General features: G+C 73.5%; 10 protein-coding genes. 6 read left to right on the top strand and 4 right to left on the bottom strand.

Annotated features, from left to right (window positions below; genetic code table 11):
• The first annotated feature begins 163 nt into the window (after positions 1 to 163).
• The 6 genes from A6R01_RS15550 to A6R01_RS15525 all read left to right on the top strand — a co-directional run bounded on the left by A6R01_RS15550 (position 164) and on the right by A6R01_RS15525 (position 8,518).
• On the top strand, positions 164 to 607 hold the full coding sequence (locus A6R01_RS15550; protein ID WP_292607742.1) for an OB-fold domain-containing protein: 444 nt from the start codon (positions 164 to 166) through the stop codon (positions 605 to 607).
• Positions 604 to 1,803 (top strand): lipid-transfer protein, encoded by a 1,200-nt coding sequence (locus tag A6R01_RS15545; protein ID WP_292607739.1) that lies wholly within the window; start codon positions 604 to 606, stop codon positions 1,801 to 1,803. The genes A6R01_RS15550 and A6R01_RS15545 overlap by 4 nt, the downstream gene beginning before the upstream one ends.
• A gap of 236 nt (positions 1,804 to 2,039) precedes the next feature.
• Positions 2,040 to 3,494, top strand: coding sequence for a cytochrome ubiquinol oxidase subunit I (locus A6R01_RS15540; protein ID WP_292607737.1), 1,455 nt, complete (start codon positions 2,040 to 2,042; stop codon positions 3,492 to 3,494).
• A 12-nt stretch (positions 3,495 to 3,506) separates the two neighbouring features.
• Positions 3,507 to 4,550 carry a cytochrome d ubiquinol oxidase subunit II gene (gene cydB, locus A6R01_RS15535; protein ID WP_292607735.1) on the top strand — a complete coding sequence of 348 codons (1,044 nt, stop codon included), beginning with the start codon at positions 3,507 to 3,509 and terminating at the stop codon, positions 4,548 to 4,550.
• On the top strand, positions 4,551 to 7,874 hold the full coding sequence (gene cydD, locus A6R01_RS15530) for a thiol reductant ABC exporter subunit CydD (protein ID WP_292607732.1): 3,324 nt from the start codon (positions 4,551 to 4,553) through the stop codon (positions 7,872 to 7,874). It begins immediately after the preceding gene.
• Complete coding sequence (locus tag A6R01_RS15525) at positions 7,850 to 8,518, top strand: response regulator transcription factor (RefSeq protein WP_366925118.1); 669 nt, start codon at positions 7,850 to 7,852, stop codon at positions 8,516 to 8,518. Before cydD ends, A6R01_RS15525 begins: the two co-directional genes overlap by 25 nt.
• 124 nt (positions 8,519 to 8,642) lie before the next feature.
• Here A6R01_RS15525 and A6R01_RS15520 read toward each other — a convergent pair whose 3' ends face one another.
• The 4 genes from A6R01_RS15520 to A6R01_RS15505 all read right to left on the bottom strand — a co-directional run.
• Complete coding sequence (locus A6R01_RS15520; RefSeq protein WP_292607728.1) at positions 8,643 to 10,214, bottom strand: GAF domain-containing sensor histidine kinase; 1,572 nt, start codon at positions 10,212 to 10,214, stop codon at positions 8,643 to 8,645.
• 21 nt (positions 10,215 to 10,235) lie between these two features.
• Positions 10,236 to 10,676, bottom strand: a complete 441-nt coding sequence (locus A6R01_RS15515; RefSeq protein WP_292607726.1) for a pyridoxamine 5'-phosphate oxidase family protein — start codon at positions 10,674 to 10,676, stop codon at positions 10,236 to 10,238.
• A gap of 145 nt (positions 10,677 to 10,821) precedes the next feature.
• A complete protein-coding gene (locus tag A6R01_RS15510; RefSeq protein ID WP_292607723.1) occupies positions 10,822 to 11,205 on the bottom strand; it encodes a YchJ family metal-binding protein in 384 nt (127 codons plus the stop codon).
• A partial coding sequence (locus A6R01_RS15505; protein ID WP_292607720.1) for an adenylate/guanylate cyclase domain-containing protein occupies positions 11,202 to 11,917 on the bottom strand: 716 nt, incomplete at its 5' end. The genes A6R01_RS15505 and A6R01_RS15510, both read right to left, overlap by 4 nt.

Here is an 11,917-nt window from a genome sequence, read left to right as displayed (position 1 = left end):
CCCGCCGTACGACTCAACAGGCTCCTCACCGAGGCCGCCTGACCCCACCCAGTTGCTTAGACCGGTTGACCTCAAGCGAGCTCAGGGTGAGATCTGGTGCGGACTATCCCGGCTGTGCGGCTAGTGTGAGAACACGTTCTAGTTCCGCACGTCTGGAGGACCCATGACGGCCACGCCGGCGATCGAGGGTTGGTTCACGCTCGGGGACCAGCCGACCCTGCTGGGGGAGCGGTGCACGTCGTGCGCCACGACCTACTTCCCGCCCACCGCCGCGGCCGCCGGGTTCTGCCGCAACCCCGCGTGCGAGGGGGAGGACTTCGAGTCCGTGCCGCTGAGCCGGCGGGGGACCGTGTGGTCCTACACCGACGCGCAGTACCAGCCGCCCGCGCCGTACCAGGCGCCCGAGCCGTTCTCGCCCTTCGCGTTGGCCGCCGTCGAGCTGCCCGAGGGGATGGTCGTGCTCGGCCAGGTCGCGCAGGGCTACGGCACCGCCGACCTGCGCGTGGGCGCCGAGGTCGAGCTGGTCGTGGAGCCCGAGCACGCCGGCGAGGGACTCATCTGGCGTTGGAAGCCCGTCGTCGAGCTCGGCGAGGAGGCCGACCAGTGAGCGCTCTGAAGGCATCCACCAGCCAGGTCCGGATCGCCGGGGTCGGCATGCACCCCTGGGGCAAGTGGGGCCGCCCGTTCGTCCAGTACGGCGTGCACGCGGCCCGCGAGGCGTTGAAGGACGCCGGCATCCCGTGGACCGACGTCGACCTCGTGGTCGGCGGCGAGACGGTCCGCAACGGCTACGCCGGCTACGTCGCCGGCTCGACCTTCGCCCAGGCGCTGGGCTGGAACGGCGCCCGCATCGCCACCTCCTACGCCGCCTGCGCGACCGGCGCCCAGGCACTCGACACCGCACGGGCGCGCATCCTGGCCGGCATGAGCGACGTGGCGCTGGTCGTCGGCGCCGACACCACCCCCAAGGGCTTCCTGGCCCCCAACGCCGGCGAGCGCTGGGAGGACCCGGACTGGCTGCGGTTCCGGCTGCTCGGCATGACGAACCCGGCGTACTTCGCGATGTACGCCCGCCGCCGGATGGACCTCTACGGCGCCACCTCGGAGGACTTCGCGCAGGTCAAGGTCAAGAACGCCCGCCACGGGCTGTCGAACCCCTACGCGCGCTACCGCAAGGAGGTCGCCGTCGAGGACGTCCTCGGCAGCGCGGTGGTCTCCGACCCGCTGCACCTGCTCGACATCTGCGCCACCTCCGACGGTGCGGCGGCGGTCATCCTCGTCTCGGAGGACTACGCCCAGCGGATCGGGCTCTCCGACGCGGTCCGGGTCGCGGCCGTCTCGACGGTCACCCCGACCTTCCCCAACGCCGTGCTCGACATGCCGATGCTCTCCACCGACGCCGGCACCCCGGGCGATCGGACCTTCAAGCAGTCGATCGGCGCGGCGGCGTACGACGAGGCGGGGATCGGCCCCGAGGACGTCGACGTCGCGGAGGTCTACGACCTGTCGACGGCGCTGGAGCTGGACTGGATGGAGGACCTCGGCCTGTGCAAGGAGGGAGAGGCCGAGTCCCTCCTGCGTGCCGGCGACACCACCATCGGCGGGCGCATCCCGGTCAACCCTTCCGGCGGCCTGGCGTGCTTCGGCGAGGCCGTGCCCGCCCAGGCGCTCGCGCAGGTCTGCGAGCTCACCTGGCAGCTGCGCGGCCAGGCGGGCGAGCGGCAGGTCGAGGGCGCCCGGGTCGGCATCACCGCCAACCAGGGGCTCTTCGGACACGGGTCGTCGGTGCTGCTGACCCGCTGAGGGGACTAGGTCTCGAGGCTCGCTGCGCTCGCATCTCGACCGGCGGTAGGAGGTGGTCTCGGGGCTCGCTGCGCTAGCACCTCGACCGGCGTCAGGGGATCGAACCGGCGTATTGATACGCCGGCTCGGCGTCAAGCCCGGGGGACCTAGGTCCCGCAGGCTGGGGGCCAGGGTCCGCGAAGAGGGGTACCTACGCCCGTGACGGGAGAGGGGCCGCCGGCGCCAGAGTGAGGGCCGTGGATCTCGAAGCCCTCGACATCGCGCGGTGGCAGTTCGCCATCACGACGGTCTATCACTTCCTGTTCGTGCCGATCACGATCGGCCTGTCCGCCCTCGTGGCCGGCTACCAGACCGCCTGGTTGCGCACCGGCAACGAGCAGTGGCTGCGCATGACGAAGTTCCTGGGGAAGCTCTTCCTCATCAACTTCGCCCTCGGTGTCGTCACCGGGATCGTCCAGGAGTTCCAGTTCGGCATGAACTGGTCGGACTACTCCCGCTTCGTCGGCGACGTCTTCGGGGCGCCGCTGGCGGTCGAGGGGCTGCTGGCGTTCTTCCTGGAGTCGACCTTCCTCGGCCTGTGGATCTTCGGCTGGGACCGGCTGCCCCGTGCGCTGCACGCCTCGTGCATGTGGCTGGTGCACCTCGGGACGCTGTTCTCGGCGTACTTCATCCTCGCGGCCAACTCCTTCATGCAGAACCCCGTCGGCTACGACTACAACGCCGAGACCGGGCGCGCGGAGCTCACCGACTTCGTGGCGGTGCTGACCAACAAGGTGCAGCTGGTGACGTTCCCCCACGTGATCCTGGCGGCGTACATGACCGCCGGCGCGTTCGTGGCCGGCGTCGCGCTGTGGCACCTGGTGCGCGGACGGGGGCAGCAGGGCTCCGAGGACCGCTCGATGTACCGCTCCGGTGCCCGGGTCGGTGCCTGGGTCCTGCTGGTCGCCGGGCTCGGCGTCGTCGTCAGCGGCGACGTCCAGGGCAAGGTGATGACCGAGGTGCAGCCGATGAAGATGGCGGCCGCCGAGGCGCTCTACGAGACCGAGGAGCCGGCGGCGTTCTCGGTCTTCACGATCGGGACCCCGGACGGGACCACGGAGAAGTTCTCCGTCACCATCCCGAACCTCCTCTCCTTCCTCGCCACCGGCGAGCTCGACGGCCGGGTCGAGGGCATCAACCCGCTGCGCGAGCAGTACATCGAGACCTACGGCCAGGACCCCGGCGCCACCTACTACACCGCCGGCGACTACACGCCCTACATCCCGCTGACCTACTGGAGCTTCCGCTTCATGATGGGCCTCGGCTTCGCCGGGATGGCCGGCGGGCTGGCCGTCCTCTGGGCGACCCGACGCGGCCGCGCACCGACCGGCGCCCGTTGGACCTGGGTGGCCGTGGGGCTGCCGTTGATGCCGCTGTTCGCCAACAGCTTCGGCTGGATCTTCACCGAGATCGGCCGGCAGCCGTGGGTCGTGTTCGGACTGATGACGACCGAGCAGGGCGTCTCGCCGGGCACGACCACGGGCGAGGTGCTGACCTCGCTGGTCGTGCTGACCGCGCTCTACGGCGTGCTGGCCGCCGTGGAGCTGAAGCTGATGCTCACCTACATCGCCAAGGGCGCCGACCCCTACGTCGAGCCGCAGCTGCGCGACGACGACAACGACCCCGACCGGCCGCTGGCCTTCGCGTACTGAGGAGACGACGACATGGAGCTCACCACCGTCTGGTTCTGCCTGATCGCCGTCCTGTGGGTCGGCTACTTCGCCCTCGAGGGCTTCGACTTCGGCGTCGGGATGCTGCTGCCGGTCCTGGGGCGCGAGGAGCGCGAGCGGCGCGTGCTCATCAACACCATCGGGCCCGTCTGGGACGGCAACGAGGTCTGGGTGCTGGTGGCGGGCGGCGCGACCTTCGCGGCGTTCCCCGAGTGGTACGCCACGCTGTTCAGCGGGTTCTACCTGCCGCTGCTGCTGATCCTCGTGGCGCTGATCGTGCGCGGGGTCGCCTTCGAGTACCGCGCGAAGCGCGACGACGCCACCTGGCGGGCCCGCTGGGACCTCGCGATCTTCTGGGGCTCGCTGCTCCCCGCGGTCCTGTGGGGCGTGGCCTTCGGCAACATCGTGCGCGGCGTGCCGATCGACGCCGACCTGGAGTACGTCGGCGGCTTCTTCAACCTGCTCAACCCCTACGCGCTGCTGGGCGGGCTCACCACGCTGCTGCTCTTCCTCACCCACGGCGCGATGTACGTCGCCCTCAAGACCGACGGCCCGATCCGTCGCGAGGCCCGGTCGCTGGCCACCCGCTCCGGCCTGGCCGCCGCCCTGGTGGCCGTGGTGTTCCTGGTGTGGACCCAGGTGGACACCGGCTCGGTCGCCTCGGGCGTGCTCTTCGTGCTCGCGGCGCTCGCGCTGCTGGCCGGCGTCGCGGCGGCCGGCTCCGCCCGCGAGGGATGGGCGTTCGTCGGCACCTTCGTCACCATCGCGCTGGCCGTCGCCGGCCTCTTCGCGGCGCTCTTCCCCGACGTCATGCCGACCTCGCTGGCCGACGGCACCTCGCTGACCACCACCAACGCGGCGGCCACCGCCTACACGCTCAAGATCATGACCGGGGTCGCGGTCGTCTTCACCCCGATCGTGCTGGTCTACCAGGGCTGGACCTACTGGGTCTTCCGCAAGCGGATCAGCGTCCACCACATCCCCGAGGCCGTGCTGGCCGGGGAGTCCGGGGGGGACCAGCCGGCGGGGAGCCGCTGAGTGCGCCCCTCCGACCCGCGCCTGCGTCGTCTGCTCGCCCCGGCCCGGCGGCCGCTGGCCGTCGTGCTCGGCACCGGGCTCCTCGGAGCGCTGCTCGTCATCGCCCAGGCCTTCGCGATCACCGGCCTGGTCGTCGCGGCCGTGGAAGGTCGCCTCGCGCTGGGGTGGGCGGTCGCCGTGGTGGCCGTGCTGCTCGGCCGCGGCCTGGTCGGCTGGACAGGTGACGCGGCCGCGGCCCGCGCCGCGGCCACGGTCGCCTCCGTCGTACGACGCAGGGTGGCGGGTTCCGTGCTCAGCCGCCCCGGTGGGTCCACCAGTGCCGACGCGGTGCTGGTGACCCGGGGCGTGACCGCGCTCGAGCCGTACCTCACCCGCTACGTCCCCGCGCTCGTCCTCGCGATGGTGCTGCCGGTGCTCACCGTGCTGGCCATCGCCTCGCAGGACCTGCTGGCCGCGCTGATCGTGGTGTGCACACTGCCGCTGGTGCCGGTCTTCGGTGCGCTGGTCGGCCTGGCGACCCGCGACCGCGCGGAGCGCCAGTGGCGGGCGCTGTCGTCGCTGTCGGGGCACTTCCTCGACGTGGTGCGGGGGCTGCCGACGCTGGTGGCCTTCCGGCGCGCGCAGGCCCAGTCGGCGCGGATCGCCGCGATCACCGACGCCTACCGTCGCCGCACCCTGGAGACCCTGCGGGTGGCGTTCCTGTCCTCGGGCGTGCTCGAGCTGGTCGCGACCCTGTCGGTCGCCCTCGTGGCGGTGACCGTCGGCCTCCGGCTCGCCGAGGGTGGCCTCGACCTGCGGACCGCGCTCGTGGTGCTCCTGCTGGCCCCCGAGGCGTACTGGCCGCTGCGCCGTGTCGGCGCGGAGTTCCACGCCGCCGCGGAAGGGGTCGCCGTCGTCGAGCGGGTCAGCGAGCTGCTCGAGGACGCCCCGGTGGTCGAGCAGCGAGGAGCGCCAGCGACGAGCGGGCGTCGAGACCACCCCGCGAACCACCCGCCTCACCAGCCCCTCACCGTCACCGACCTCACCGTCCTGCGCCCCGGCCGCACGGTGCCCGTGCTGCAGGACCTGTCGCTGACGATCGCGCCGCGCGGCGTGACGGCCCTGACCGGCCCGTCCGGCTGCGGGAAGTCGACCCTGCTGGCGGTCCTGGCCGGGCTGCTCGAGCCGACGTCGGGCCGTGTCACTGGACCGCCCCAGGAGGACATCGCCTGGCTGCCGCAGCGCCCCGGGTTCGTCGACGGGACGGTCGCCGACAACCTGCGCCTCGGCCGACCCGACGCCGCGGACGAGGAGCTCTGGGAGGCGTTGTCCCAGGTCGCGCTCGCCGAGCGCGTGCGGGCGCTGCCGGAGGGCCTGGGCACCCCGGTGGGGGAGGACGGTGCCGGGCTGTCCGCCGGCGAACGTGCGCGCCTCGCGCTGGCCGGCGCCGTCGTGTCCGACCGGCCGTGGGTGCTGCTGGACGAGCCCACGGCCCACCTCGACCCCGTCACCACGCAGGTCGTCGCCGACACCCTCGTCGCGCTCGGTCGCACCCGGGCAGTGGTCGTCGTCGCCCACGACCCCGCGCTCGTCGCCGTCGCCGACCGAGAGGTCCGGCTGGCTCGGCCGGTGGCGTCGCACATGCCGCGCCCGCCGCGGGAGTCGTGCCCCCCAGCGGGCGACATGGCGCCCGCTCAGGGGCACGACTCCGAGCGCAGCGCCCCGCGGCCGACCGGGCTCGGGCTGGCCACGGTGCTCGGGACCCTGGCGAGCCTGTCCGGGGTGGCCCTGACCGCGACGGCTGGCTGGCTGATCGTGCAGGCCTCCACCCACCCGCCGGTGCTGACGCTGATGGTCGCGATCGTGGGCGTGCGGGCCTTCGGCCTGGCGCGGCCGGTGCTGCGCTACGCCGAACGGCTGCGCTCCCACAACACCGTGCTGGGGATGCTCGCCCGGCGCCGCGTGGAGGTCTACGAGGCGCTGGTCCCACTGGTGCCCGGACGCACCGGTCGCCGCCGGGGCGACCTGCTCGCCTCGCTCGTCGACGACGTGGACGCCGAGCTCGACGCGGCGCTGCGGGTGCGGATGCCGGTGCGGTCGGCGGCGGCGGCCCTGGCCGTGGCCGCAGTCGTGACCGCGGCCTGGGAGCCCCGCGCGGCGCTCGGGGTCGCCGTAGTCGCGGCCGGCGCTGCCGCGGCGTACCTCCTGGCGCGCAGCGGCGCCACCCGCGCCGAGCGCGCCCAGGTCGCGCTCCGGGCCCTGCTGGCCGACCGGGTGGTGGCGACCACCGCCCTCGCCGAGGAGCTCACCATGTGGCAGGCCACGGCGCGCGCCGTCGACACCGTCGGCGAGGTCAGCGACGACCTCGGCCGGCAGGTGCGGCGCTCCGCACGCTGGCAGGGGGCCGCCCGCGCGCTTGTGCTGGCCGTCACCGGCCTCGCGGTGGCCGCGGTGGCCCTGCTGCTCCCGGGTACGCCGGTGAGCGAGCCGGTCCTGGCGCTGCTGGTCCTGGTGCCGCTCGCCCTGGCCGACCTCGTGCTGCCCCTCGTCGACGCCGGTGCCCTCTCGGCCCGCACCGATGCGGCCCGCGCCCGGGTCGACGAGCTGCTGGACCGGGCCCCCGCCACGACCGACCCGCACGACCCGCAGACCCCGACGGGCACCCGGGTCGACCTCGTCGACGCCGCCGCCGGGTGGGGGCCGCGCCCGGCGTTCACCGGCCTGGGTCTGCGCCTTCCCGAGGGCGGTCGCGTCGCGCTGGTCGGGCCCAGCGGCTGCGGCAAGAGCACGGTCGCCGCGCTGCTGCTGCGTTTCCTCGACCCGGCGGCCGGCACGGTCGCCCTGGGGTCGGTGCCGCTGGTGGCCCAGCCCGCCGACGACGTACGACGCTGCGTCGGCCTGGTCGACGACGACCCGCACCTGTTCAGCACCACCGTGGTCGAGAACGTCCGGCTGGCCCGGCCGACCGCGAGCGACGCCGACGTGGCCGAGGCCCTGCGCCAGGCCCGGCTGGGGGAGTGGCTGGACTCCCTGCCCGACGGGCTCGGCACGTGGGTCGGCGAGGGGCACGCCGGGGTGTCCGGAGGGGAGCGGGCTCGGCTCGCGATCGCCCGCTCGCTGCTGGCCGACCAGCGGGTGCTGGTGCTCGACGAACCGACCGCGCACCTCGACGAGGCGACCGCGGCCGACCTGGCCGAGGAGGTGCTCGGGGACGGTGATCGCAGCGTGCTGTGGATCTCGCACGGCACGGTCGGGCTCGACCTGGTCGATCAGGTGGTAGAGATGTCGGCAGAGCCCCCGTCCTCCGAAGGAGCCGCCGCATGCCCGAGAGCGCCGATCGCCTGATCAAGGTGTTCCTCCTCGACGACCACGAGGTCGTGCGTCAGGGACTGCGGGCCCTGCTCGAGAGCACGGGGTCGATCGAGGTGGTGGGGGAGGCCGGCACCGCCGCCGAGGCCACCGCCCGCATCCCTGCGCTGCACCCGGACGTGGCGGTGCTCGACGCCCGGCTGCCCGACGGCTCGGGCATCGAGGTGTGCCGCACGGTGCGTGGGGTCGACCCCACGATCCGGGCGCTGATCCTCACCTCCTACGACGACGACGAGGCGCTGTTCGCCGCGATCATGGCCGGTGCGTCGGGCTACGTCCTCAAGGACGTCAAGGGCCTGGACCTGGTCGCCGCGATCCGCCAGGTCGCGGAGGGCAACTCCCTCATCGACCCGGCGCTGACCGCCCGGGTGCTCGAGCGGGTCCGCAACGGCCCGGCCACCGCGCCCGAGCTCGCCGACCTCACCGAGCAGGAGCTGAAGCTGCTCGCGCTCATCGCCGAGGGGCTGACGAACCGTCAGATCGGGGAGCGGATGTTCCTGGCCGAGAAGACGGTCAAGAACTACGTCTCCAGCATCCTGGCCAAGCTCGGCCTCGAGCGCCGCACCCAGGCCGCGGTGCTGGCCAGCAAGCTGCTCGGCCCCGACGGCCGCCCCCGCTGACCCACCGCCGACCCGTCACCCGCGCACGGCCGAACCGTCACTCGCGCACGGCCCAACCGTCACCCGCGCACGGCCGAGACCGGCGAGACCGTCCGGACGGGTGCGCCGCGTCGACGGGAGGACCTCAGACCGGCACCCGCCAGCTGAACACCGAGCCCCCGCCGTCGCGGCGGGTCAACGCCGAGGTGCCGCCGAGCCCGGCGGCCCGGCCACGGGCGTTGCGCAGGCCGCTGTGCGAGGCGCCCTCGGTGGGCCCGACCCCGTCGTCGGAGACCTCCAGCACCAGCTCGCCGTCCTCGATCGCGACCCGCACCCAGGCCGCCCGGGCCTCGGCGTGGCGGGAGAGGTTGGACAGCGCCTCGCGCAGCACCGGCACGAAGTGCTCGGCCACCTCCGGGGGCACCGCGGTGTCGACCGGTCCCTCGATCCGCACGACCGGCGCCCAGCCGAGGAACCGCGCGTACTCCCTCACCAGGCTGCGCACCTGCGCCTGCAGCGACTCCCCACCGGTGTGCCGCAGCTCGAAGATGGTGCCGCGGATGTCGCGCACGACCTGGTCGAGGTCGTCCACGGCCCGTGCGACCCGGCCCGCCACGGCCGGGTCGGACACCCCGGAGGCCACCGCCTGCAGCGTGAGGCCGGTGGCGAAGAGCCGCTGGATGACGGTGTCGTGCAGGTCGCGGGCGATCCGCTCACGGTCGGAGATGACGGCGAGCTCGGCCCGGTCGGCCACGGCCTGGGCGCGGTCGAGCGCCAACGCGGCCTGGTCGGCGAAGGAGATCAACAGCTCGCGCTCCTCGATCTCCAGCGCGTTGTGCTCGTCGCCGAAGAAGGTGATGAGCGCGGTCGGGTCGGTCAGGTGCGCGCGCAGCGGCACCAGCAGCGCGCGGATCTCACCGGTCTCCACGTCGACCGGCTCGTGCACCGCCCCGTCGAGTCCCTCGAGCAGTGCCGCCACCTGTGCCCGCAGCGAGTCGACGTCCCCGCCGGAGGCGGCGAGGACGGCCGCGTCCGCGGCGGCCACCGGGTCACCGGCCGTCCGCACGACGGCGGTGCACCGGGCGCGCGCGACCGAGAGCGCGGAGTGGGTGATCCGCTGCAGTGCCACCCCGGTGTCCAGGGGCGGCTGCAGGTCCTCGACGAGGTCGGCGGTCGCCTGCAGCCACTGTCGGCGGCGCTCGCTGAGGGTGTAGGCACGCGCGTTCTCGATGACGAAGCCGGCCGCGGAGGCCAGCGCCTCCACCAGCCGGGTGTCCTCCTCGTCGAACTGCCCCTGCGCCTTCTCGGTCAGGTAGAGGTTGCCGAAGACGGTGCCCCGGATGCGCACCGGTACCCCGAGGAAGGAGCGCATCGGCGGGTGGTTCGGCGGGAAGCCGTAGCTCTCCGGGTGTCGGGAGAGGTCCTCCAGACGCAGCGGCTCGGGGTGGTCGATGAGCAGCCGCAGGATGCCGCGGCCGTGCGGCGGGGAGCCGATCCGCTCGCGCTCGTGCGGGTCGAGGCCGTGGGTGATGAACTCCGCGAGGTTGCCGTCGGCGCCGATGACGCCCACCGCGCCGTACTGCGCGTCGGTCAGCTGGCAGGCGGCCTCGACGATCCGGGTGAGCACGCTCCCGAGGTCGAGGTCGCTGGAGATGGCGACGACGGCGTCGAGCAGCGCCTGCGCGGAGTCGGAGAGCTCAGGGCGACGGAAGGGCACGACCCCAGTCTGCGACACGCTTCACACGATCCGTCGGACCGTCGCCTCGCGCACCGGGTCCCAGCCGGTCCCGAGTCGTCGCCCGGTGACCTCCTCCAGGCGGACACCGATGTGCAGGTTGCGCTGCCCCGCGGCCCACGGGCGGGGCGGCCAGATGCGGTGGATGGACTCCAGCATCGCGGCGTCGCTGATGACCTCGGCCCGGCCGCGCACCAGCACGCTCCAGCCACGTTGGCGCTCGTGGTCGAAGGTGTCGGTCTCGAACGCCACGGTCGTGCGGTGGGCGTGCGTGCCGAGGATGGAGTACGGCGAGGTGCGGAAGACCACGTGGTCACCCACGACCGAGTAGTTCACCGGCAGGATGTGGGGTCCCTTGGGGGTGGAGACGGCCACGCGTCCGGTCACACCGGATCGCAGCAGCGTCTCCGCCTCGGAGAGCGAGAGCTCCACGGATTCGAGCACGATCGCCAACTTCCTGGGTCTGGGCCCGGTTCAGGGCCTTCGTCCATGCTCCGCTAGCAGCGGGTCCAGCAGGAGGGACGAAGGTCCCCGCGGCAGGGGACCTCAGCCGTCAGTCCGGTGATCAGTCCGGTGATCAGTCCAGCGATCAGTCCAGCGCCTCGACGTACACCCAGCGGCCGGCGCGGCGCTCGAACCTGCTGCGCTCGTGCTGCACGCCGGGCACGCCGCCCACGGTGTAGTGCGCGTCGAACTCCACCCAGTCCTCGCCGTGGTCGAGCACCTCGAGCCCGGTCCAGGTGCGACCGGTGTCCAGCCCGTCCTCGACCAGCCCGGCGGGCCGGGTGCGCGGATGCCAGGTGCGGAAGAGGTGGTCGACCTCCCCGAGCACGAACGCCGAGTAGCGGCTGCGCATCAGCTCGACGGCGGTCTCGGCCTGCCGGGCGCCGCGGTGCAGCGCCCCGCAGCAGGAGTCGTACGACGCCGTCGACCCGCACGGGCAGGCGGTCGGTCGTCCCAGGGGGCCGGTCACGTCTCCACCACCAGTCTCCACAGGTCGTGCTCGCCGGGGAGGCCCTTGAGCTCCACGGTGCCCGCCTCCTCGAACCTCATCCGTCGGTCGCCGGACTCCGACGTCTCGTCCCGGACCGCCTGCGTCACCAGCACCTCACCACCGTCGGCCAGCGCGGCGACCCGGGCCGCCATCGACACGTTGCGCCCGAAGTAGTCGCCGTCGCGGCTGATCACGGTCCCGGTGTGCACGCCGATCCTCACCCGCACGGGCGTCAGCCGCAGCCGCGGGTCGAGGGTGCGCGCCAGGGCCCGTTGGATCCCCCGGGCGGCGAGCACAGCGGCGACCGGGTCACGGAAGGCCACCATGAAGCTGTCGCCGGCGGTCTTCACGACTCGTCCCCGTCGCTTGTCGACCATCGCCCGCACGAGGGCGTCGTGCGCGGCGAGGACCCGGACCCAGGCCTTGTCGCCGAGGCGGTCGTTGAGGGCGGTGGAGTCCTCGATGTCGGAGAACAGGAGGGTCACCGTGCCGTCGGGTGCGGCCACCTGGAGGACGTCGGACTGCTCGTCGGACGCCCACGCGGCGAGGTCGTCCAGCGAGGAGCTGAGCATCCCCGCGACGCCGCGCTCGCGCACGCGCGCCGCGGTGCCGACCAGCGCCCGCATCGCGCGCTCGGCCGGGGACACCGGCGGGCGCGGCCGCAGGGCCGCGTCGAGGTCCTCCTCGAGCT

The organism is Nocardioides sp. REDSEA-S30_B4 (assembly GCF_001627265.1).
Taxonomy (GTDB): domain Bacteria; phylum Actinomycetota; class Actinomycetes; order Propionibacteriales; family Nocardioidaceae; genus Nocardioides.
The sequence above is the reverse complement of the archived record's forward strand: the minus strand, read 5'-3'. Positions and strand labels throughout refer to the sequence as shown.